Annotated in this window: 26 protein-coding genes; 15 read left to right on the top strand and 11 right to left on the bottom strand. The window is 68.5% G+C overall.

Features of this window, described 5'->3' with window-relative positions; genetic code table 11:
* Positions 1-138: 138 nt before the first annotated feature.
* The 5 genes from msrB to FFS52_RS09180 all read left to right on the top strand — a co-directional run bounded on the left by msrB (position 139) and on the right by FFS52_RS09180 (position 3,202).
* Positions 139-633, top strand: coding sequence for a peptide-methionine (R)-S-oxide reductase MsrB (gene msrB / locus FFS52_RS09200; RefSeq protein ID WP_137809476.1), 495 nt, complete (start codon positions 139-141; stop codon positions 631-633).
* Positions 630-1,178: a peptide-methionine (S)-S-oxide reductase MsrA gene (gene msrA, locus FFS52_RS09195; protein WP_078113765.1), complete on the top strand. Its 549-nt coding sequence runs from the start codon at positions 630-632 to the stop codon at positions 1,176-1,178. Before msrB ends, msrA begins: the two co-directional genes overlap by 4 nt.
* A 124-nt stretch (positions 1,179-1,302) precedes the next feature.
* Positions 1,303-1,686 (top strand): hypothetical protein, encoded by a 384-nt coding sequence (locus tag FFS52_RS09190; protein WP_137809475.1) that lies wholly within the window; start codon positions 1,303-1,305, stop codon positions 1,684-1,686.
* The gene (locus tag FFS52_RS09185) at positions 1,683-2,258 is read left to right on the top strand and encodes a zeta toxin family protein (protein ID WP_137809474.1); all 576 of its coding nucleotides are present in this window, start codon (positions 1,683-1,685) and stop codon (positions 2,256-2,258) included. The genes FFS52_RS09190 and FFS52_RS09185 overlap by 4 nt, the downstream gene beginning before the upstream one ends.
* On the top strand, positions 2,255-3,202 hold the full coding sequence (locus FFS52_RS09180; protein WP_137809473.1) for a PfkB family carbohydrate kinase: 948 nt from the start codon (positions 2,255-2,257) through the stop codon (positions 3,200-3,202). The genes FFS52_RS09185 and FFS52_RS09180 overlap by 4 nt, the downstream gene beginning before the upstream one ends.
* 24 nt (positions 3,203-3,226) lie before the next feature.
* Here FFS52_RS09180 and FFS52_RS09175 read toward each other — a convergent pair whose 3' ends face one another.
* The gene (locus FFS52_RS09175) at positions 3,227-3,859 is read right to left on the bottom strand and encodes a flavin reductase family protein (RefSeq protein ID WP_137809472.1); all 633 of its coding nucleotides are present in this window, start codon (positions 3,857-3,859) and stop codon (positions 3,227-3,229) included.
* A 93-nt stretch (positions 3,860-3,952) separates the two neighbouring features.
* Between FFS52_RS09175 and FFS52_RS09170 the strand changes: the two genes are divergently transcribed.
* On the top strand, positions 3,953-4,684 hold the full coding sequence (locus FFS52_RS09170; protein WP_137809471.1) for a tyrosine-protein phosphatase: 732 nt from the start codon (positions 3,953-3,955) through the stop codon (positions 4,682-4,684).
* A complete protein-coding gene (locus FFS52_RS09165) occupies positions 4,677-4,994 on the top strand; it encodes a DUF2470 domain-containing protein (RefSeq protein WP_137809470.1) in 318 nt (105 codons plus the stop codon). The genes FFS52_RS09170 and FFS52_RS09165 overlap by 8 nt, the downstream gene beginning before the upstream one ends.
* A gap of 3 nt (positions 4,995-4,997) precedes the next feature.
* On the opposite strand, the gene FFS52_RS09160 is transcribed toward FFS52_RS09165, so the two are convergent.
* Entirely contained in the window at positions 4,998-6,005 is a 1,008-nt protein-coding gene (locus tag FFS52_RS09160) for a LacI family DNA-binding transcriptional regulator (RefSeq protein WP_137809469.1), read from the bottom strand.
* 131 nt (positions 6,006-6,136) lie between these two features.
* Here FFS52_RS09160 and FFS52_RS09155 point away from each other — a divergent pair, with 131 nt between their 5' ends.
* Together FFS52_RS09155 and FFS52_RS09150 are read left to right on the top strand one after the other, a co-directional pair.
* Positions 6,137-7,324, top strand: a complete 1,188-nt coding sequence (locus tag FFS52_RS09155; protein WP_137809468.1) for an acyl-CoA dehydrogenase family protein — start codon at positions 6,137-6,139, stop codon at positions 7,322-7,324.
* 131 nt (positions 7,325-7,455) lie between these two features.
* Positions 7,456-8,139 (top strand): GAF and ANTAR domain-containing protein, encoded by a 684-nt coding sequence (locus tag FFS52_RS09150; RefSeq protein WP_065632495.1) that lies wholly within the window; start codon positions 7,456-7,458, stop codon positions 8,137-8,139.
* A 91-nt stretch (positions 8,140-8,230) separates the two neighbouring features.
* On the opposite strand, the gene FFS52_RS09145 is transcribed toward FFS52_RS09150, so the two are convergent.
* Positions 8,231-8,677, bottom strand: a complete 447-nt coding sequence (locus FFS52_RS09145) for an STAS domain-containing protein (protein WP_137809467.1) — start codon at positions 8,675-8,677, stop codon at positions 8,231-8,233.
* Positions 8,678-9,116: 439 nt separating this feature from the next.
* Here FFS52_RS09145 and FFS52_RS09140 point away from each other — a divergent pair, with 439 nt between their 5' ends.
* Positions 9,117-9,980, top strand: coding sequence for an RNA polymerase sigma factor SigF (locus FFS52_RS09140; RefSeq protein ID WP_068970828.1), 864 nt, complete (start codon positions 9,117-9,119; stop codon positions 9,978-9,980).
* Here FFS52_RS09140 and FFS52_RS09135 read toward each other — a convergent pair.
* Both FFS52_RS09135 and FFS52_RS09130 read right to left on the bottom strand, forming a co-directional pair.
* Positions 9,970-11,148, bottom strand: a complete 1,179-nt coding sequence (locus FFS52_RS09135) for a zinc-dependent alcohol dehydrogenase (protein ID WP_137809466.1) — start codon at positions 11,146-11,148, stop codon at positions 9,970-9,972. The two genes, FFS52_RS09140 and FFS52_RS09135, sit on opposite strands and share 11 nt — an antisense overlap.
* A gap of 3 nt (positions 11,149-11,151) precedes the next feature.
* The gene (locus tag FFS52_RS09130; protein WP_078113777.1) at positions 11,152-11,601 is read right to left on the bottom strand and encodes a hypothetical protein; all 450 of its coding nucleotides are present in this window, start codon (positions 11,599-11,601) and stop codon (positions 11,152-11,154) included.
* A gap of 323 nt (positions 11,602-11,924) precedes the next feature.
* Between FFS52_RS09130 and FFS52_RS09125 the strand changes: the two genes are divergently transcribed.
* The gene (locus tag FFS52_RS09125) at positions 11,925-12,350 is read left to right on the top strand and encodes a hypothetical protein (protein ID WP_058249946.1); all 426 of its coding nucleotides are present in this window, start codon (positions 11,925-11,927) and stop codon (positions 12,348-12,350) included.
* On the opposite strand, the gene FFS52_RS09120 is transcribed toward FFS52_RS09125, so the two are convergent.
* From FFS52_RS09120 to FFS52_RS09100, 5 genes are all read right to left on the bottom strand, one after another.
* Positions 12,322-13,182: a galactosyltransferase-related protein gene (locus FFS52_RS09120; RefSeq protein ID WP_137809465.1), complete on the bottom strand. Its 861-nt coding sequence runs from the start codon at positions 13,180-13,182 to the stop codon at positions 12,322-12,324. The genes FFS52_RS09125 and FFS52_RS09120 overlap by 29 nt on opposite strands.
* Positions 13,179-14,159, bottom strand: a complete 981-nt coding sequence (locus FFS52_RS09115) for a hypothetical protein (protein WP_137809464.1) — start codon at positions 14,157-14,159, stop codon at positions 13,179-13,181. Before FFS52_RS09115 ends, FFS52_RS09120 begins: the two co-directional genes overlap by 4 nt.
* On the bottom strand, positions 14,156-15,262 hold the full coding sequence (locus FFS52_RS09110) for a glycosyltransferase family 4 protein (protein ID WP_137809463.1): 1,107 nt from the start codon (positions 15,260-15,262) through the stop codon (positions 14,156-14,158). The genes FFS52_RS09115 and FFS52_RS09110 overlap by 4 nt, the downstream gene beginning before the upstream one ends.
* Positions 15,255-16,373: a glycosyltransferase gene (locus tag FFS52_RS09105; RefSeq protein ID WP_137809462.1), complete on the bottom strand. Its 1,119-nt coding sequence runs from the start codon at positions 16,371-16,373 to the stop codon at positions 15,255-15,257. The genes FFS52_RS09110 and FFS52_RS09105 overlap by 8 nt, the downstream gene beginning before the upstream one ends.
* Before the next feature lie 254 nt (positions 16,374-16,627).
* Positions 16,628-17,296 (bottom strand): PAS and ANTAR domain-containing protein, encoded by a 669-nt coding sequence (locus FFS52_RS09100; RefSeq protein WP_058249731.1) that lies wholly within the window; start codon positions 17,294-17,296, stop codon positions 16,628-16,630.
* Between the two features lie 229 nt (positions 17,297-17,525).
* Between FFS52_RS09100 and FFS52_RS09095 the strand changes: the two genes are divergently transcribed.
* Together FFS52_RS09095 and FFS52_RS09090 are read left to right on the top strand one after the other, a co-directional pair.
* Positions 17,526-17,774 (top strand): hypothetical protein, encoded by a 249-nt coding sequence (locus FFS52_RS09095; protein WP_137809461.1) that lies wholly within the window; start codon positions 17,526-17,528, stop codon positions 17,772-17,774.
* A gap of 64 nt (positions 17,775-17,838) precedes the next feature.
* Positions 17,839-18,699, top strand: coding sequence for an SDR family oxidoreductase (locus FFS52_RS09090; protein WP_137809460.1), 861 nt, complete (start codon positions 17,839-17,841; stop codon positions 18,697-18,699).
* Positions 18,700-18,708: 9 nt separating this feature from the next.
* On the opposite strand, the gene FFS52_RS09085 is transcribed toward FFS52_RS09090, so the two are convergent.
* Complete coding sequence (locus tag FFS52_RS09085; protein ID WP_137809459.1) at positions 18,709-19,995, bottom strand: lipase family protein; 1,287 nt, start codon at positions 19,993-19,995, stop codon at positions 18,709-18,711.
* Positions 19,996-20,085: 90 nt separating this feature from the next.
* Here FFS52_RS09085 and FFS52_RS09080 point away from each other — a divergent pair, with 90 nt between their 5' ends.
* On the top strand, positions 20,086-20,760 hold the full coding sequence (locus FFS52_RS09080) for an FCD domain-containing protein (RefSeq protein ID WP_137809458.1): 675 nt from the start codon (positions 20,086-20,088) through the stop codon (positions 20,758-20,760).
* Entirely contained in the window at positions 20,757-21,944 is a 1,188-nt protein-coding gene (locus tag FFS52_RS09075) for an MFS transporter (protein WP_137809457.1), read from the top strand. Before FFS52_RS09080 ends, FFS52_RS09075 begins: the two co-directional genes overlap by 4 nt.
* Positions 21,945-21,988: the final 44 nt, after the last annotated feature.

The following is a 21,988-nucleotide window of genomic DNA, read 5'->3' as shown; positions in this document are numbered from 1 at the left end:
ATCAGGCCGCCGTCCACCCAGGTGGGCGGCGGCCCTTGGAGTCGCGGGACCAAATCGGGGCATGGTGGTGTTGTGCACGGTGACGCCTTCCGAGCGCCGTCGCTCGACGGAGCCGGGGGAGCGTCAGCAGGAGGAAACGTGAGCAACACCTACCGCAAGACCCCCGAGGCGTTGAGCCGCCTCACCGACGTCCAATACCGCGTCACCCAGCGTGACGGCACCGAGCGTGCCTTCGACAACGAGTACTGGGACAACCACGAACCCGGCCTCTACGTCGACGTCGTGTCCGGGCAGCCGCTGTTCTCGTCCACCGACAAATACGACAGCGGCACCGGCTGGCCGAGCTTCACCAAGCCGATCGAGCCCGACGCGGTCGCCACCAAGACCGACCGCACCCTGTGGATGCGACGCACCGAGGTGCGCTCGTCCGGCGCCGACAGTCACCTCGGGCACGTCTTCGACGACGGGCCGCGCGAGGCCGGCGGACAGCGCTACTGCATGAACTCCGCCTCGTTGCGGTTCATCCCGGTTGGCGAGCTCGAGGCGGAGGGGTACGGCGAGTACGCCGGCCTGTTCGGCGGCACGCACACCACGAATTCCCACACCACCGATACCCAGGAGGAGAACGTATGACGACCGACCCCGGCCAGATCACCGTCCGTCCCGGCACCGAGACCGCGGTCCTCGCGGGCGGATGCTTCTGGGGGATGGAAGACCTGATCCGCAAGCAGCCCGGTGTCCTGGACACCCGGGTCGGCTACACCGGCGGACAGAACGACCACGCCACCTATCGCAACCACCCCGGTCACGCGGAGGCCGTCGAGATCGTGTTCGACCCGACCCAGACGTCGTATCGCGACATCCTGGCGTTCTTCTTCCAGATCCACGACCCGACCACGCGCAACCGGCAGGGGAACGACGTCGGCACGAGCTACCGCTCGGCGATCTTCCCGGTGACACCGGAACAGGAGAAGGTCGCCCGCGACACCATCGCCGACGTCGATGCGTCGGGGCTGTGGCCCGGCAAGGCGGTCACGACGATCGAGGAGCTGGGTCCGTTCTGGCAGGCCGAGCCCGAACATCAGGACTACCTGCTCAATTTCCCGAACGGGTACACCTGCCACTTCCCGCGCCCGGGATGGGTGCTGCCGAAGCGGGACGCGGCGTCCACGCGGTGACGCGCGAGGGCGGCTGACAGTGCCGACGCCCGTCGACGGTCATGCGACAACGACCGTCGACGGGTTCGTCAGCGTATGCTGGAGCGATGTAGCACTCTGCTACACACGCGCGGGAGGTGTGCGGATGAGCACCGGTACGGACAAGGTGACCCGGCTGTCGGCGGCATTGGTGACCGATGCCGCCCGGGAGGGCGCGCGAGAGCAGCGGTCGGCGCGGCAGCAACTCGAACACTGGGCGCGTCTCGGGCGCAGCGTCTCGCAGCGCACCACCGCGTCGCGTCAGCGGGTCGAGGCCGCGCTGGCGGGCGATCTGCCGGGAGAGGTGCTGACCGCAGAGGAAGCCGTCGTCTACGACGCCGAGATCGACGCCCACCTCGAAGCGCGGCTCGCGACCGACGACCACGTGGATCGTCGTGCCGCGGCAGGGTTGTCCTCGGTGGTCGTCGATGACGCCGGACGGCTCGTCGAATACCGCCCCGACGGGACGAGCGTCATCCTCGAGCAGTGACTCCGCGGCTCGATCTGGTCGTCGGATGCAACGGCGCGGGTAAGTCGACGCTGGTCGAGCGCCATCTGCAACCCCTGCTGCATGTGCCCTTCGTCAAAGCCGACCTGATCGCCCGGCAGCGGTGGCCCGACTCCGCGGAAGCCCATTCCTACGACGCCGCCCGGTTGGCGGCGGCGACCCGCGACACTCTCATCGAGCGCGGCACCTCGTTCATCGCCGAGACGGTCTTCTCGCACCCCTCGAAACTGGAGCTCATCGAACGTGCGCACACCGCCGGATACCGAGTCGCGCTGCACGTCGTGATGATCCCCAAGGCTCTCGCGGTCCATCGCGTCCGATTGCGCGTGGACAGTGGCGGGCACGCGGTCCCGGAGGTCAAGATCCGCGAGCGGTTCCGACGCCTGTGGCCGCTCGTCCGGACGGCCATCGCGCGGAGTGACCTGGCAACCGTGTACGCCAATGAGCGACCGACCACGCGCATCGTCGCGCGGTACGTCGACGGTCTGGTCGCCGGCGTACCCGACTGGCCAGACTGGACGCCGGGTGCGCTGACGGATACGAAGGCACGATGACTTCCCTCGATCGAGCCGGCCGGCTTCTCGTCGTCGGCGCTGTCAACGTCGATCTCGTGGTGGCGACCGACCGTCTGCCGGGGCCCGGTGAGACGGTCGTCGGTCCGAGCGTGACACGTCACGGCGGCGGCAAGGGTGCGAACGCCGCCGTCGCCGCGGCGAGTGCGGGTGCCGAGGTGCGCTATTGCGGCGCAGTGGGTTCCGACGACATGGGCGCGAGCGCACTCGCCGAACTGCGGGACTCCGGTGTCGACGTGACGGACGTGGACGTGCTCGACGGCGTCGCCACCGGGATGGCGCTGATCGTCGTCGATCCGCACGGGGAGAACCAGATCGCGGTCGGGGCAGGCGCGAATGCCGTCCTCGGTGCCGACGAGGTCCGTGCCGCGGTCGACCGTGCGGCGGGCTGGGCCGGCTGTGTCCTCGTCAGCACCGAGATCCCGGCCGACGCCGTCGCCGCGGCGGTCACGACGGCCGCCGCCCGGGGTATCCGCTGCGTCGTCAACCCCGCCCCGGTGTTGCCGTCGACCGTCGACCTGATGGCGTCGGCGCCGGTACTGACGCCCAACTCCTCTGAACTGCGGGACCTGTACGGACTCGTCTCCGAGGGTGTGGCCGCGCCGGAGATATCGGCGGCCGAACAGGCGACGGCGGTCGCATCCCGAACGGGCGCACCGGTTCTCGTGACCCTCGGTGCCGATGGCGTACTGATCGCCGACCCCGCGTCCGAGGTGATCCCGCTTCCCGCCGGACGGGTCGCGCGGGTCGTCGACACGACCGGTGCGGGTGACACCTTCAATGGCGTGTTCGCGGCCGCGCTCGCCGCCGGCTCGACGGTCGTCGAGGCGGCGAGACGTGGTGTCGCGGCGGCGTCGCTGTCCGTCGCGGCGGTCGGTGCCCGGGCCGGGATGCCGAGCGACGACGAGATCCGCCGCGCGATGTGAGCGGAACCGGCCGGGAGGGAACCGCTAGCGGGTAGCCGGTTTCGGCCGTTTCATGAACCGGTGATGGTCGTCGCTGGGCAGGAAGTAGTCGCCCTGCCCGCCCGCGCGCAGCAGCGGTCGAGCGCCGGCCGTGTCGTACGTCTGGTCGTCGCGCAACAGATGGGTGGCGATGTGGATCTTGACCACCTCGCCCAGCACCATCCAGGTGTCGACGAGGTCGCCTGCGGCCGTGCGTAATTGGAACGACTGGGTGGTTCGGCACTCGAAACTCACCGGACTCTCGCCGACCCGTGGCGGGGCCACGAGATCAGAGGCGAGGCGCGTCAGGCCGGCGACGTCGAACTCGTCCTCGCCGGCGGGCACCGCAGCCGAGGTGGCGTTCATCTGCTCGCCGAGGCCGTCGGTCGCGAGATTCCAGACGAACTCGCCGGACCCGATCGAGTTGGCGACGGTGTCCTTGTAACCGACGCTGGCGAAACCGACGATCGGCGGCGTGTAGTTGAAGAGGTTGAAGAAGCTGTAGGGCGCGAGGTTGCCGACGCCGTCGTCGGACACCGTCGAGATCCAGCCGATCGGCCGCGGCGCGACGATGGCATTCACCGGGTCGTGGGAGAGTCGGTGGCCCTGCGACGGCTCGTAGGAGTGGTAGGTCGTCACCATCGCCACGGTACGTCAGCCCGCCAACCGTTCCATCGCCTGCGTAAGGTGAGGTGCGACCGACCACCGCGCACATCGACGATCGGGACCGCCGTGACCCTCTCCTCCGCCTCTGACCTGCGGACCTTCGCCAACATCCGGGACCTGGGCGGTATGCGGGTCGCCGGCGGCGGCGTCACCGCCGCCAACGTGCTGATCCGCAGCGATGCCCCGTATCCCGACGACGAGGACCCCGTCGGCCTGCCCTGGCCGCCGGCGACCGTCGTCGATCTGCGCGACCCCACCGAGCTGGGCCGGATGGCCGTCACCTGGCCGCCGAACGTTCGCGTCGTGCACCGTCCGGTGTCCTCGGGTGCCCGCGTCGACCGCCTCGCCGACACCGCGCTCGTCGAGATCTACACCGCGATGATGCGCACGGGCGGGCATCGACTCACCGCCGCGCTGAACGAGTTCGACTCCGAGGGCGCGACGCTCGTGCACTGCGCTGCCGGCAAGGACCGGACCGGGGTGATCATCGCGATCGCCCTGCTGTTGGCGGGCGTCGACGAGGAAGCGGTCGTCACCGACTATCACCGGACCGAGGACGGCATCGCCGGGGTGTTCGCGCGTCTGCGGTCCCGCAAGCGGATCCCGGCGGGCACCACGCTGGACGCCCCGATCCTGCGCACCCCGCGCGAGGCCATCGAACTCGTCGTCGGGGACGTGACCGGTGCGCGCGGCGGTGCGTGGGGATGGTTTGAGGAGCACGGCGGCGACGTCGACCACTTCCGGGGCTGGGTCTCGGGGTTCGTGCGTCCCGAGGGCGAGGAGGCCGGGCGTGACTGACGAGAACACTTCGGAATCAGCCCAATTCAGCCCGGGTGTCGTGGCAGCCGTGCTCGCGCACATGAACGACGATCATGCCGACGACTCGCTGCTGATCTGCCGTGTGCTGGGCGGGCGGCCCGATGCGGTCGCGGCGCGGATGACCGGATTCGACCACGAGGCAGCGACGTTCGACGCCACGGTTCCCGAGGGGGTCGTCGGGGTGCGGCTCGCCTGGGATCGCCCGGTCCGCGATCGGGGCGACGTCCGCACCGCGGTCGTCGCGATGTTCCGTGCGGCGCAAGAACGTTCGGGTACCTCTGCGTCCTGAGGGTCACGTGCTCCCGCGAACCATCAGTTCGACCGGGAGGCGGCGGGATTCGACGTTCCGCCTGGCCGCGAGGTCGAGGAGGCCGCGCACCGCGGTCTCGCCGATCTCCCGAGCGGGGGAGCGGACCGTCGTGAGCGGTACGGGGAGCTGGGCGGCCACCGGGATGTCGTTGTAGCCGATCAGGGCGAGGTCGTCGGGGATGCGGAGTCCGAGGTCGCGGGCGACACCGAGGACTCCGATGGCGATGGTGTCCGACACCGCGAAGATCGCCCGGGGACGGTCCGGACGATCGAGCAATGCACGCCCGGCCGCCGTCCCGCCGTGAACCTCGAAGTCGGAAGCGACGATGCGGTCGTGGGACAGCGTGATCCCGGCATGAGCTAGCTCGGCGCGGAACCCGCGGAGCCGGTCGGTGGCCGTCGTGGCGTGGCCGGGCCCGCCGATGACGGCGAGGTCGGTGTGACCGCGCTCCAGGAGATGCCGGGCGGCGATGCGTCCGCCGCGCACGTCGTCGCCGCCGACGAAGGGGAGTCCGGCCTCGGCGTGCCGGGTGAGGGTGAGCATCGGGAGGTCGCCGACCCGCAGGGACTCCACGAAGTCCCGGCCCGGCAGGTGTAGTCCGCTCAGCAGCAGACCGTCGACCTGCCGGCCGACGAGGAGTTCTATGGCCCGTCGCTGAGCGGCCTCCTCGTCGGGCGGGGACGACAGCAGGACCGAGTATCCGGCCCGGGTGGCGGCTTGTTCGATGCCCTGGTAGGTCGTGGCCACGACGCCGTCGGTGAGGCGGGTCATCACGACCCCGATCGTGGTGGTTCGGCGGGTCCGCAGGCTGGCCGCCCACACATTGCGCTGGTAACCGAGTTGGTCGGCCACCTCCCGCACCCGCAGAGCCGACGCCGACCACCCGTCGGCGGGCTCGGACTGTCGCAGCACCCGGGAGGCGGTGGACACGTGTACGCCGGCACGCCGGGCGATCTCCTTCAGCGTGGGGGCGCGCTGACCACTGACCACGCTGATCCTCTCTCTTCCTCATTGACCCGATGGGCATCGAACACCTACCTTAGGCGATGCAAACGTTCGTGCAAACGTTCTCGTCGACGGCCCTCGGTCCGCGCGAGTCCCATTCTCGACGGAGGTCCGCCATGTCCCGCACCAGCACGTTGCCCCAGCTCTTCGCCCTGGACTCGTTGCTCGACGCCGACGAGATCGCGATCCGTGACAGCGTGCGGGACTTCGCGGCGTCGAAGTTGCGTCCGCACATCGCCGACTGGTTCGAGGAGGCCCGGCTGCCGGCCCGCGACATCGCCCGCGAGCTGGGCGGGCTCGGAGCGCTCGGCATGCACCTCGAGGGTTACGGCTGCCCCGGGATGAGCGCGATGTCCTACGGATTGACGTGCCTGGAACTCGAGGCCGTCGACTCCGGCATCCGAAGTCTGGTCTCGGTGCAGGGCTCGCTGGCGATGTTCTCCATCCACCACTGGGGTTCGGAGGAGCAGAAGAACCAGTGGCTGCCGCGGATGGCGGCGGGCGAGGCGATCGGCTGTTTCGGCCTGACCGAGCCCGACTTCGGGTCCAACCCGTCGGGGATGCGCACCCACGCCAAGCGGGACGGCGACGACTGGGTGCTCAACGGGACGAAGATGTGGATCACCAACGGTTCGATTGCCGACGTCGCGGTGGTGTGGGCGCAGACCGACCTCGCCGACAGTCCCGGCGGCATCCGCGGGTTCGTCGTCCCGACCGACACACCGGGGTTCTCGGCGCCGGAGGTCACCAAGAAGATGTCGCTGCGCGCCTCGGTCACCTCCGAGCTCGTGTTCGACGACGTGCGCCTTCCCGCCTCGGCGATGCTGCCGAAGGCGGAGGGGCTGCGCGGACCGCTGACCGCTCTCGGCGAGGCCCGCTTCGGGATCATCTTCGGAGCGATGGGTGCCGCCCGCGACTGCCTCGAGGCGGCCATCGAGTACGCGCAGTCCCGCCAGGTGTTCGACAAGCCGCTGGCCGGCTACCAGATCACCCAGACCAAGATCGCCGACATGGCGCTCGAGGTGGGCAAGGGTCACCTGCTGGCCTACCACCTCGGCCGTCTGAAGGACCGCGGCGAACTCACGCCCGAGCAGGTCAGCACCGGCAAGCTGAACAGCACCCGCGAGGCGATCGCGATCGCCCGCGAATGCCGAACCATCCTGGGCGCGAACGGCATCACTCTGGAGTATCCGGTGATCCGGCACGCCAACAACCTGGAGTCGGTGCTCACCTACGAGGGGACCTCGGAGGTCCACCAGCTCACGATCGGGCGCGCACTAACCGGGTCGGCGGCGTTTCGCTGAGGCAGTCGGGCGCCTGGCGGTAACCACCGGCGCCCACGGAACGTGGCGCAGTGGGTTACGTTGGACGAGCACGCCGAACAATGCGCGTCCGTGGTCGTTCGCTCACGTCGGGCGTCGAAAGGGGTTCGACCATGACCGATCCGGCTGACGATGACGTTCACCGCAAGATCGCGGATCTGGCGCGTGAACTCCACGGCGACGACTCCGACGAGCAGGTTGCGAAGACGATCGTCGAGAACGCGCTGGTCGACATCCCCGGAGTCGCGTACGCCGGCCTCACCGTCGCAATCGACCGAAAATCGATCGCGTCGTTCGGGTCCACGCACGACGTTGCCGACGTACACGACCGTATTCAAGCGGAACTCGGTGAGGGACCGTGCATCTCGGCAGCGCTCGCCGATCGCATCGTCCGAGTCGACGACCTCGAGAACGAGCAGCGCTGGCCCGAATACCGCCGCCGCGCGCTCGTCGAGACGCCGATTCGTTCCGTCCTGTCGTTCCAGCTCTTCGCCGACACCACGTCGATCGGGGCGTTGAACCTCTACGCCGACGAGCCGTTCGCCTTCGACCTTCACGCCGAGGACATCGGGGTGGTCTTCGCGACGCATGCCGCCCTCGCGTGGAACAAGGTGAAGAAGGACAAGCAGTTCCACAGCGCCCTGGCCAACCGGGACGTCATCGGTCAGGCCAAGGGCATGCTGATGGAACGGTTCGACATCGACGCGGTGGCCGCCTTCGACCTGCTGAAGCGCCTGTCGCAGGACTCGAACACCAAGCTGGTCGACATCGCGCGGCAGATCACGACAGCACGGTGACCTGACGCGACCCTTCGAGGCTCGTCGCTTGCGCTCCTCGCACCTCAGGGGGCAGGAGACCCGCTCCCTGCATCTCACGGGGCAAGGTTGGTCACTCGGTGACGGTGAACTCCACCGTGCTCGGCCCGACCTGATCCTGGGTCAGAGCGCGTCCCGCGTCCTCGATGGACTCGAAAGTCTTGACATACGGCGCCATTCCGCAGAGTTCGAGGGGGCGGGTCACCGCGCGGCCACCCACGACCACCACTGGGACGAATCGGCGACCGGCGTCGTCGATGAACGAACGCAGTAGCACCAACCCGACGGTTCCGAAGAAGTTCAGGCCCGAGAAGTCGAGGACGATGCCGTCGACGGGGCCGCTGATCACGCGGTCGAGAGCGGCGGCGAAGTCGGCCGCCGAGTCGCGGTCGACGCTGCCGGAGAAGCCTTGCACGCAATACGATTTCGGGGAGACCAACTGGTGGGAATGGGCCTTCGGCGCGGACTCCGCAGTGGGATCGAACGCCGAACGAAAGATGGTCGAAGAGGTGAGAGCCATGATGTTCTCAATTCAGTCAAGTGCGTCTGGCCACGACCGTCACTTCTGGATCGGAAGCCTTGGTGCTGCACCGAATCGGCGTCAGTACCCCAAGTTCACGATCACCCGGTCAGAGGGATTGAGCGTGATGGTGGAAAGCGAGAAGGCCCTGGGCGCCCAACGCTCTAGAACGCAGCTTCTACCTGAACCGCATCTCTTACCCTACGTTGCACAAGAGCGACCTACAAGGTTGTGCCCACTTCGGCAGTTTCTATGCGGTGTGTTCCTGCCACGCGACGCCCTGACCAGCCGAGGGCCGCCGTGGCTGGACGCCGCCGGGCGACCGTGGTTGGGTGGACTCGGATATGCGTCGAACCCGGTGCGCACATCAGTCCTGTTCTGGATGCGGCACGAGGTCTGCGCATCGATCTCGAGCTGTCTTCGAAGTCTGGTGGTGAGAATGGCGTCGGGTGACCGGGGCGATCACGACGATTACAGTGATGTCCTTCCGGCTCTGCGGACCATGCACGAGGAGAAGGACGACGCTCGTCGTGCCCGGCTGCGGGAGGACGTCATCGCGAGGTGCCTGCCCCTGGCAGACCATGTCGCCAGGCGCTTCTCGGAGCGCGGGGAACCCATTGACGACCTGCGTCAAGTGGCGCGGATCGGTCTCATGCATGCCGTCGACCGTTTCGACGTCGAACGAGGCAATAATTTCCTGGCCTTCGCGGTCCCGACCGTCATGGGCGAGGTCAAGCGCTACTTCCGCGACAGCACCTGGTCCATCCGCGTGCCACGCCGGGCCCAGGAGGCGTCGCTCAACATCGCCAAGGCCAGCGAGGAGTTGCTGCAGTCCCTCGGACGGTCGCCGCGCCCGAGTGAGATCGCCCAGCACCTCGGGCTGCCCGTCAGCGAGGTGATCGAGGGCATGGTCGCCCGGTCGGCCTACACGGCGAGCTCGATCGATGCCGAAGCCGGTTCGTCGACCGACGGCTGGACGCTGGCCGACACCCTCGGCGACGAGGACGCGCGACTGGAACTCGTCGAAGAATTCGTCACGCTGCAGCCGGCCCTCGAGCGGCTGACCGAACGCGAGCGCACCATCCTCACGTTGCGGTTCTTCAAGTCCATGTCGCAGAGCGAGATCGCGCGTCAGGTGGGGATCTCCCAGATGCATGTGTCGCGCTTGCTGACGCGGATTCTCGAGACCTTGCGATCGGAAGTCGTCGATGACGATGACGAGAACTCCAGGCCGGGATCGCAGGCCGACAGCGAGCGTGCCGCGACGAAGGGCCGCGGCACGCCACGCGGGTTCACGGCTTGAGAATCACCTTGACCATTCCGTCGTCCTTCTTCTGGAATGTCTCGTAGGCCTTCGGTGCCTCGCTGAGCGGTAGTTCGTGGGTGGCGAAGGTGTCGACGCCCAAGGGGTCGTCGTCGGTCAGCAGCGGCATGATGTCGTCGACCCAGCGCTTCACGTTCGCCTGACCCATGTGCAGCCGGATCTGCTTGTCGAACATGGTCAGCATCGGCAGCGGGTCGGCCGCGCCGCCGTAGACCCCGGAGAGCGAGATCGTGCCGCCGCGTTTGACGATGTCGATCGCCGAGTAGAGCGCGCCCAGCCGATCGGTACCCACCTCCGACATCGCCTTGCGGGCGACGGCGTCCGGCAGCAGGCCGACGACGCTCTGCAGCGCCTTGTTGACCGGCGACCCGTGGGCCTCCATCCCGACAGCGTCGATGACCGAATCGGTACCCAGTCCTCCGGTCAGGTCGCGGATGGCGTCGCCGACGTTGTCGACCGCGTCGAAGTTCACGGTCTCGATGCCGCGGGCCTCCGCCCGGGCGAGTCGCTCGGGCACGCGGTCGACACCGATGACCCGCGCTCCCTGGTGCGCGGCGATGCGGGCAGCCATGTCGCCGATGGGGCCGAGGCCCAGCACCGTGACGGTTCCGCCCTGGGGGATCTCGGCGTAGGTGACGGCCTGCCAGGCCGTCGGCAACACGTCCGAGAGATAGACGAACCGCGAGTCGGGCTTCTCCAGCGGCACCTTGATGTGGGTGAACTGGGCCTGCGGCACCCGGAGGTACTCGGCCTGCCCACCGGGCACGGAGCCGTAGAGCTGGGAATAGCCGAACAGCGCGGCGCCCATCCCCTGCTCGGTGACGCGGGTCGTCGCACACTGCGTCATGAGGCCCTCGTTGCAGAAAAGGCAAGAGCCGCAGGAGATCTGGAAGGGGATGACCACACGGTCGCCGACCCGCAGGTCGCCGGTGTCGCTGCCGACCTCCTCGACGATCCCCATCGGCTCGTGCCCGAGGATGTCGCCCGCCTGCATGAACGGACCGAGAACCTCGTAGAGGTGGAGGTCCGACCCGCAGATGTTGGTCGAGGTGACCTTGATGATGGCGTCGGTCGGTTCGATGATCTTCGGGTCGGGCACCGTCTCGACCGAGACGTTTCGCTTGCCCTGCCAGGTCACTGCACGCATTCTCTAGGCCTTTCCGTTGTCGGCTCGACGCTCTTCGCGAATCTCCTCGAGGCGGTCGTCTCGTCCTCGTTCACTCTTTCCGGCGTGTTCCACCGGGAAGTCGTGGAACCGCTCCTCATAGCGTTCGGCTTCCTCGGCGGTGGTCTCGGGCTGGATCGGGTCCTGATGGGCCCGATCGCCGTCCCGGGCTGCGCGACGTCGCAGCAGGACGCGGCTGCCGATCAGCAGTCCGATCGCGAGCAGACCCATGACGACGGCGCCGACCGCCAGCCACACCGTCGCATCGCGGTCGCTCGCACCGGCGGCGATGGCGATGCCGGCGAGCACCAGCATCAGTCCGAGGCAGACGAAGCCGAGTAGGCCGACGGCCTTCAGTCCTCGCGACTTTCGTGCCGGGCGCCGCGCGATGGCCTCACGCGACGCGACTTCTCGTTCAGGTGTCAGATCTGGCATGGTGCACTCCCTGCGCTGTCTGGTCGGGCTCGGTGGCCGGCGTGCTCGACACCGGCCTCGGTGCGGAGGGTTTACCGCGAGCGGCCGGCGATGAAACGTCGCCCCACCGCGCCCGCGTCGGTCATGGGACGGATGGAGACGTGAATCTCATCGAGTCATGATCTGGGTAAACGCTCTGCTAACGTGTCGACACGTGTTCGGGGGGGCACGTTCAGCGCGGCAAGGTCCTCCGGCCGCGGTTTGGAACACGGAATCACGGGGCACTCATGACCAGACCAGCCGAGATCGGCACCACCAATCAACGGGCGAAGAAGACTCATTTGATGACCGATTCCGACGCGACGTCCCAGCTATCGATCGACGGCGGTACGCCGACGGTCCTGCGGGTTCCGGCCGCCACCGATCGTCTCGCGCTGGTGCGCGCTCTGGTCGAGACCGCGCTGTACATCGACGACTGGGCGCTTGACGACGTCATCGACGCCAAGGTGGCCGTGGACGAGATCTGCTCGCAGATCATCTCCGCCGCCGCTGAGGAGTCGTCCATCGAACTGACCCTGCACATGTCGTCGCAGGGCGTGATCGGCGAGATCCGGGGGGAGCTCGTCCCGGACGTGACCCTGAAGCAGTCGACTTTCGGATGGCGGATCGTGCAGACCGTCACCGACACTCACACGATCTCCTACGACGAACCGCTCCCGGGTGCCGCCTCCCGCGGCGTCGTCATCGGGTTCTCGAAGTTCCGTCGCTGACCCGGAGCCACTCGTCGCCTGCGGTGTCGTAGGCGACCAGGCCGCGGTCGGCGAACGCGCGCAGCCACCCCTCCATGGGCCAGGTGCCCCATCGCCGGTGGAACACCCGTGCGTTGCGGAGGATGTCCGCAAGGTGTTCGACCGGCGGGTTCGAGACCGGATGGTGCTGGTGGTAGGCGTGTGCGCCACCAACCCAGGCGATCCGAAACCCGTTGTCGCGCGCGGACATCGCGAAGTCCGTGTCCTCGCCGCCGTAACCGCGGTAGCCGGGGTGGAAGCCGCCCAGGGCGAGCCAATCGGTCGCCCGGACCGCGAACGACAGCGACCAGAAGAGCATCAGCTCCGATGAGAGTTGTGTCTGCCCGGTTCCCGGTGACGGACGCGCCGGGTGCGGATCGGTGAACCGGGCGAGCTCGCGCGCATCGAAGGTCGGCTGGTCGCAGGGGAGGTAGGTGACCGGGCCGCAGTAGAGGACTTTCAGGTCCGGTGTGGCCGTGCAGGAGCGGAGATAGCGCTCGAGCATGTCCGGGCCGGGGATGCAGTCGACGTCGAGAAACACCAAGAGCGAGGCCCCCGCGGTCATGGCGGCCGTGGCGCCGGCGTTCCGGGCATCGGCGAGTTGCAGGGTGTCCGGGTCGTCGCTGGCGAACCGGATGACCTCCACCGGGTGCCCGTCGGTGACAGAGGTGATGCCGGGGTCGTCCATGGCCACCACGAAGTGCAGGTCGGGCCGCCGGGTCGAATGGGCGAACGCCTCGAGTTGTCGTCGAAGGTGGCGGTGCCGCCCCGACACGATCGTGATGACGGCGACCACCTCGGGGACGCCGGTCATCGGTGCGCGACCGCCTCGATCGCCCGCGCCGCACGTTCGGCGGCGCCTGCGGTGTGCCACCGCGACCATTCCGGCGACGAACTCCCGGCGGTGTCGAGGATCGAGCGCCAGCGTTCGGTGGACGGCCATGACGACGTGACGAGAGCGAGTTCGGAGCGTGCGAGGGTGGTGCCGGTTGCCCGTTGTTCGGCGAAGGGTCGGTCCTCGGGGATGACCACCGCCGGGCGCCCGGCCGCGGCGGCGTCGGCCACGCTTCCCTGACCCGCGCCGATGACGGTCACCCGCGCACTGCACAGGAAGGGCCACGGGTCGTCGACCCAGGTGCCGAAGGCGGGTCCGAGCCCGACGACGGTGTGCTCCGGGAGCTCCTCGCCGAGTGTGGTCGCCGGATGCGGGGCACCCGGTACCCCGCCCGCGCCGGTGACGACGAGGATGTCGGCGGCGAAGGTGGGGTGGGACACGGGGAGTCGTCCGTCGAACCGCGAGATACCGCCGGTGAAGACTGTTTTCGGCAGATGCTCCCGGAGCCAGTCCGGTTGATACAGCTCGGCGGGCCAGGGCGCGATGATCGCATCGGCCGCCCGGTAGGCGAGCTGATGCGGCAGATCGTCGCGAACGCCGGGCTGCGCCGTCACGATCACCGGCACGCCCATCAGCCGGAGGAAGAGGGTGACCTCCACCGATACGTCGACGACGACGGCGGCCGGTCGGCGCGTCTCGACGAACTCGGCCAGCTGCGCCATGCGTGTCCGTAGTCCGCCGTCGTGCCGTGGGGCCCAGTGCAGCAGGCCGCCGGCGTCGACGTCCCGCGGCTGCGGGTCGGAGTCGTCGCGCTCGAGGGTGATCACCTCGCTGAACACCGGGGCGGTCAGCGACGCGCTGGTCAGCGCGACGACGTCGGTGCCGATGTGGCCGGCGACGGCGGTGGCCCGGGAACAGTGTCCGCGGCCCTGATGGTGCACGTAGTAACCGATCACACCCCGACCTCCCGGGGGAGCGAGGAGTCGGCCAACGGCCGCCCGGCGACCAGATCGGCGTAGATGTCGAGGTACCGATCGATCATCGCGATGTCCGTGCAGTGGTCCTCCGCGCGCCGACGCACAAGGCCCCGGTCGAGGGTGAGCGCATCGTCCACCGCGAGGGCCAGCGCGTCGATGTCGCCCGGCGGCACGAGGACGCCGGCGTGCTCGCCGACGATCTCGGGAATGCCGCCACGGGCGAAGCACGCCACCGGGGTGCCGCAGGCGAGGGATTCGGCCACCACGAGGCCGTATGGCTCGTCCCACACCGGGGTCACCAGTGTCACGCCGGAGGAGCCGACCAATCGCGCCAGGTCGTGCTGGTGGAGGTGTCCCTCGTAGTGGACGAGACCGCCCAGCGACGGGGCGATCTGTTGCTCGAAATACCTTGTGTCGCTGATGGGTCCGGCCAACCGGAGCCGACGGCCCGCGCGCTGGGCAGCCTCGATCGCGAGGTGGGCGCCCTTCTCCGGTACGAACCGGCCGAACCACACCAGGTCGTCTCCGCCGGGGCCGGCGGGCCAGCGGTCCAACTGAACCCCGTTGTGCACCACCGGGATCTCGCCGAGCACATGCGACCAGGACTGTGCCGTGTGCCGACTGACGGCGACACAACGCGTACCGGGCGCAAGGGTCAGCGCGGACTCGAGCCACGGCGTCGGCGGGGTGTGCAGCGTGGTGACCATCGGGGTCTCGACGGCCGGACCCATGGCGACCGGGAGGTAGTGCAGGCTGTGATTGTGGATCACGTCGTAGTCGCCGGGGTTGTTGGTGAACGACAGCATGAGCGACAGGTACGCGTGATGATCCTGCAGTGCTTCGAGTTGGGGCATCGACACATCCGAGCGTGCGGCCGCGGAGGGCTCGAACAACTCGCCGCGCAGGCGATCCGAGTCGACCGGCAGATCGCTGCCCGCGCCCGCGAACAGCGTGACCTCGTGACCGGCGAGGGTGAGGGCGCGAGTGAGATGCCAGACGTGGGCCTCGAGTCCGCCCGCGAACGGCTGCGCGATCGGGTAGCGGCTCGACGCGACGATGGCGATCCTCAACGTGTCACGCATCCAGAGCCCTGGTGTAGAGGGCGGCGTGCTGCTCGGCGAGCGACTCGCGCTGCGCGCGCCGGTCGGGCCACGAGGCCGCCGCGGGACGAGCCGAATATGCCTGTGCCAGAGCAGAAACGAGTGAGTCCGGATCGAAGGTGTCCTCGGTGAACTCGAAGGACAGGCAGTCCTGCTGCTCGCGGTAGAAGCCGCAGCTCGGCGCGATCACGGTGGTTCCGAGATCGTGGCAGGCCTCGAGCCACCCGGAATGGGTGCCGAATCGGTACGGCAGTACCGACACGTCCACGCTCCGCAGATAGTCCCACAACTGATCATCGGTGAAGTACTCATGTACGAGCACGCGGGCATAGGGGTGCCGGGAGAGTGCCAGCGCCGTGGTGCCGAAGTCCGGGTTGTATGCGTGCTTTCCGGGGACGAACACCTCGTCGTGGAGGTTGATCTGAACCGTCATGTCCGGGTAGTCCGCGGCCGCCTCGAGCAGGGTCATGATCACCGGCAGCGGATCCATGTTGGCGCGGATGCTCTTGGCGTGCACCCCCACCACGAAGTCGTCGGCGTGCGGCGCGCGCGGACCGAATCGGCCGGGCGGCACGACATGCGGGTGAGGCAGCACGGTCGCCTTGCGCTGCCAGCGGCGCGCGATCTCCCGGGAGACGCCGGGGGTCAGGGTGATGACCTCATCCGCCGCCGGTACGAGGATGTCCAAGACCTCCTCGTGGCGTCCCGGTTCGGGGTGATGCGGATTGCGCAGATCGTGCAGCGTGTACACGAGTGGTTTGCCGTGGGTGCGCAGCTCGTCGATCACCTTCGACATCACGGCCGGCTCGACGGCGTCGAACCCGAAGTGGAGATGGAAGACGTCGAACTCGTTGTGGTTGCGGGCGATCCACGCGGGGTCGAGCATGAGCGGGGGCCACCAGCCGCCCGGCACCTTGGCGCCGTCGGCCGGCACCGGGTCGGGCAGGCGTACGACCGAGACCGGGCCGGTGTCGAGCCCGCTGACCGTACCGTTCAGCGGCGACAGGTGGCGGACGTACACGTGGGAGTGCGGCACCGACGCGACGCGCACGCGGGTCGCACCGCCCCTCCGCGAACCGAGGCCCGCCGACATCGTCGACAGACCTCGTGTCGTGTTCGACCCCGTTGTCTCGAGGGTTGCTGTTCCGCCTGGCTGCGCACTGCTCACTGCCACATCCGTTCACTAGGGTCGCAACGGCTGTGTTCTCAACCGGGCCTGCACGATCGCGGCTTCGGCGAGCCGCAGATGACTGCCGGTTTCCGGCACCTATCTCGTGCCGGTGCGGATACCCCGGAATGTCGGCGGTGAAACCGCCCGTGGAGGCGATGAACGGTGGTGCGTCGGTGCTACTTCGAGGACGAGGCGTTCTCGTTGTCGGAGCGGTGTGCGTTGAGCAGCAGATGGTCGAACGACTGCCGGACCGGGTCCGGTAGCACCACGTACCGGTGGACGCCGGTGACGATCGACCGCGCGAGCTCGTTCACCTTGACGTTGGCCGTCTGCGAACGCCAGCGCATGACCTCGAACGCGCGATCGGCGCTCACGCCGTAGGCCAGCGAGATCATGCCCTTGGCCTGCTCGATGACGCCCTGGTGCTCGCGGAATCGCGCGACGTGCTCGTCGACGCGGTCCTTGACGGCCTTCTCCTCGATTGCCGTCAGATCGAGATAGAACCCCTCGGCGCCGATCACGGCGCCGGATTCGTCGGTGAGTTGCTGCGACACCACCGCGACGTGGCGGACCTCACCTTTGGTGTCGACGATGCGATGGCGGCTCGAGAACGGGATCCGGCGGTCGAGCATCGTCGCGAGCAGCTCTTCGAACGACTGCCGGTCGTCCGGGTGCTTGTGCCCCGCGATCAGCTCGGTCGTCGGAGTGACCTCACCGGGCCGGTAACCATGCATCTCGGCGACCTCGTCGGACCACTCCCATTCCTGGGTGTCGAAGAGGAACCGGAAGCTGCCGACGTGACTGATACGGGACTCGCCGGCGGTGTGATCGTTGGCGTCTGTCACCCTCACCCCTACAAACCACAAATCAACAGGAATGCCAGCGGTCTCGGGCGAAAGATGAGCTTACCTGGCTGGCGCACCCGGCGGGAATCGACCCGGTGCGTGTCCCCGGAGTCGGACTCGCGGAGATCGTTTCGGTGGCGTGTCGGCCGGGTATGTGCGGTACCCCGGGCCGGCGGTGAGACCCCGACCCCGACCGACACCGATCTCGGCTACGGCCAGGAGGACGAGAATGAGTACCGACAACGTGGGCGACAGTGCGACAGCGGCATCTGAGGGCATCAACCCCGATCTGACGTCGACAGCCGGTTTGGAGGATCTCGACGAGGACCGGCTCGGTCAGGACCCGCTCGAGGAGGGGATGGACCCGCCCGAGGACTGGTCGGCCAGTGATCGGACCGGCACGACCGCCCGGGAACAGCGGGAAGGCGAGTCCCTCGACGAGAAACTCGACCAGGAGATCCCCGACCAGAACCCCTGACGACGTCCGCGCCCCGGTCCGCGCCGATGTTTCCGCACGCTTCTCAGCGGGCACCATCTCGATCATGAGCGACCAGAACCCCGAGCACGAACCGAAGACGATCTCCTACCCCGGTGAGACCGACGAGATGGGCGAACGTCCCCGGGACGAGATGCGTGACTATCGCGGCCGCGATCTGCTGGCCGGCAAGACCGCCCTCATCACGGGCGGCGACTCGGGTATCGGCCGTGCGGTCGCGGTCGCCTTCGCCAAGGAGGGCGCCGATGTCGCCATCGCGTACCTGGAGGAAGACAACGACGCCCGCCACACGGTCGAGCTCATCGAGGCCGAAGGACGGCAGGCCCGCGCGTACCGCGGCGACCTCGCCGACCCGGCGCACTGCGCCGACATCGTGAAGCGGACCGTCGACGAACTCGGCGCATTGGACATTCTGGTGAACAACGTCGCCTACCAGGAGATCGTGGACGACTTCCTGGAGCTGACGCCGGAGCAGTGGCGGCGCACCTTCGACGTCAACATCGACAGCTTCTTCCACACCACGCGAGCGGCGGTGCCGCACCTGACCGGCGGCGGCGTCATCATCAACACGTCGTCGATCAACGGTCTGCGTGGCAACGACAGCCTCATCGACTATTCGGCCACCAAGGGCGCGGTGCTGGCCCTGACCTACTCGCTGGCGCAGGCGCTGATGGAACGGAAGATCCGCGTGAACTGCGTCGCGCCGGGCCCGGTCTGGACGCCGCTGATCCCGGCGACGATGCCGGCCGAGGCGGTCAAGGACTTCGGCACCCAGGCGCCGATGGGACGGGCGGCCCAGCCCGACGAGATCGCACCGTCGTACGTGTTCTTCGCGGCCGAGCAGCTCTCGTCCTACTACACCGGCGAGGTGCTGGCCCCGATCGGCGGCGAGACGCTGCCGGGGTAGGCCGCCTGGTCAGGGCACCGGCAGCGGCGCCAGGCTGTTCCCGCGCGGCAGCGAACCGCAGTTGCTCTGTGTCGGGGCACCCGCGAACCGCTCGGTGAGGTACTGCAGTGCCAGCGGTTCGAACGGGAGGAACGCCTCCTGATGGGTCAGGCCGTTGAGCTGCCGGTAGGTGATGTCCACGCCGCGTGAGCAGTACTCGTTCGCGAGGCCGATCACGTCACCGGTGATCATCAGGGTGTCCCCGATCGCGTTGTAGTGACCCACCGCGAGAAGCATCCTCGTCGACGGGGTGCCCGACCGTCCCATGATGTTGTCGTTGATCGCCCGCACCACCTGCGGCACGTCGAGCAGACCGGTGTACGGCGGCTTGACCATGTCCGCGCTGGTGAGTCCCGGATACTTCGACGCGAACTCCGAGATGCACTCGTCGCTGACGTCCTGGGCGACCTGTCGGCCGCGGGTCGAGAGGAACGTCGAGGTGTCGAGCCGGTAGGTCCGCTGGTAGGCGACCACGAGCGCCGGGATGACACCCGCCCACTTCGCACTGCCGTTGATGTAGGGCAGGTTGTGCGCGAGGTCCACCGGCAATCCGCCCGCGGCGGCGCCGACGATGTTCAGTTCGGGCGCGTAGCGCGGCGCGACCTCGGCGCCGAACTGCGTGGGGATGGACCCGCCGGAATATCCGACGAGGCCGACCGGGGTCGACCGCGGCAGCCGCAGGAACGACTGTGCGGCGCGGACGCCGTCGAGTGCGGCATAGCCCGACTGCCGGCCGATGGTCCACTGCAGCTTCTCGCCCTCGTAGTCCGGCACCACGACGGTGTACCCGGCGGCGAGATAGCCTGCGATGACGCCCTGTTCGGCGGTTGCGGTGCCGTTGGTGTAACCCCCGCTGAGCGTGTACGACGGATCGCACTGAGACCCGAGCGCGTCGTAGGCCATGTGGTACGAGACCAGGCGCGTCGGGCCCGGGATCAGCGGTCGCAGCACGGTCGCGACCGTCACCACGCTCTCGCCGAACTGGTCGGTGGTGCGATAGAGCACCTGCGAGCCGGTGATCGGGGTGGACATCGTGGGTGTCTGGAACCGCATGGGACGGCTGCGGAGCACCGCTCCGGGAGCCACGCCCGACAGTGAGGCGTTGTAACGGTAGAACGGGTCGGCCGACGGCAGTGGCGAGCCCGGCCCGGGTGCGGCCTGGGCGGGGGGCGTGCCCGCGAACACGCCGAGCAGCACGCCGACGACCACACCGATGACACCCACGCGCAGCCAACTCGTGCGCACCCCGAACGACATGGCTCATCTAAGCATCGAACGGGCCGTCCCGTCCGGGAAAGGCATGCTGCCGGTCGGGTCGCTCAAACATGGGATGTTAGGTTGTTTGGCGTGTCCGGACCCATCAACCCGCCCCAGCGAACGAGCGAACTCGTGGTGCAGCGCATGCAGGAGTTGATCGCAGCCGGTACCTGGCCCCTGGGCGAGCGGATTCCTGCTGAGCCCGAGCTCGTGGCGCAGTTCGGCGTCGGGCGCAACACGATCCGGGAGGCCGCGCGCGCACTGGAACACGCGGGCATGCTCGAGCCCCGGCGGGGCGACGGCACGTATGTGCGCGGCCGGAGCCCACTCGCCGGTGCGATCGCGCGGACCTCCGCGCCGTCGGAGCTCCGCGATCTGCTCGAAGTGCGACGTGCACTGGAGAGCGAGGCCTCGGCCGGTGCGGCCGCCCGGGGCGACGCCGCCGACGTCGAACGTCTCCGCCTGTTGCTGGCGTGCACCGAGGACGCTATGGCCGACGGTGATCTGGATCGATACACCGAGGCGGACATCGCATTCCACGCCGAGCTCGTCGTCGCGTCCCGCAACGCGCTGCTCATCGCGATGTACGACGGAATCGCCGAGGCGATCGCCCGGACTCATCTGTCGGTCTTGCGACGTCCGCTGGCCGAGCAGTCGCACCCGCGCGGTCATCGGGACGTCGTCGACGCGATCGAGCGCGGCGACGCCGACGCGGCGCGCGCGGCGGTGTATGCCTACGTCGACTTCACCGAGGTGTCGGGATGAGTGCGCAGGCGCTGTCCACGCGCGAGAAGTCCGGCGTCGGGGTCATCGTCACCGCGGTCGGAGTGATGCTGGTCGCCGCGAACCTGCGACCGGCCGTGGTGTCCGTCGGACCGCTCATCGGCGTGATCTCCGACGACGCCGGCTTCAGCAGCGCCGTCGCCGGTCTGCTGACCGCGCTGCCGGTGCTGTTCTTCGGGATCTCGGCGCCGGTGGCTCCCCGTCTGGCCAACCGGTTCGGCATCGAACGGGTCATCTTCGGGGCCCTGCTCGTCTTGATCGTCGGCATCCTCGTCCGGCTCATCCCGTCGCCGGCCGCCCTGTTCGGGGGTTCGGCGGTCATCGGCGCCGCCATCGGCACCTGCAACGTCGTACTCCCGGCGCTGATCAAACGCGACTTCGCGCACCGCTCCGGGCTCATGACCGGCCTCTATTCGATGACTCTCTCCGGCGGGGCGGCGGTCGCGTCCGGGGTGAGCGTGCCCATCAACGACGCACTCGGCGGGGACTGGCGGCTGGCGTTGGCCGCGTGGTCGCTGCTCGCGGTGGTCGCCGTGGTCGTCTGGATTCCGCAGCTGCCCCTGGTTCACCGGGTGACCTCGGCGGCGCCGACATCGTCGTTGCTGACGAACCCGATCGCGTGGGCGATCACGGTCTTCATGGGAACGCAGTCGCTGATCTTCTACACGTTCGTGGCCTGGCTGCCGCAGTACCTCGTCGACGACGGCATGTCGCCGTTGCGGGCGGGTGCGGTCCTGGCGTCGGCGCAGGTGGTCGCCCTGATCATGTCGCTGGTCGCGCCGATCGTCGCCGGCCGCTTCGCCGGTCAGCGGGTGGTGACCCTGTCGGTGATCGCGGTCTGCGCCGTCGGCTTCGTGGGTCTGCTGAGTACTGATGTCTGGCCGGGATTCTGGGCGGCCTGTGTGATGGTCGGGCCCGGTTCGTCGATCAGTCTGGCCCTTCTCTTCATGGTGCTGCGCAGCTTGGGATCCGAACAGACGGGCCAGGTGTCCGGGATGGCGCAGTGCGTCGGCTACCTGGCGGCGGCGGCCGGCCCGATCATCATCGGCTCCATCCATGACGTCACCGGCTCGTGGACCCTGGCCATGGCGGTGCTCGGTCTCGTGCTGGTGCCCCAGGCCCTCTCCGTCCTCGGCGCCGCCAAGGACGTCAAGATGACCGGTTGACGAGGTCTGCGCCGGGACCCGGACGATTCGTCGCACAGTCGGTA

Source organism: Gordonia sp. ALPHA1B1 (assembly GCF_005502615.1).
Classification (GTDB): Bacteria; Actinomycetota; Actinomycetes; order Mycobacteriales; family Mycobacteriaceae; genus Gordonia; species Gordonia hongkongensis.
The sequence above is the reverse complement of the archived record's forward strand: the minus strand, read 5'-3'. Positions and strand labels throughout refer to the sequence as shown.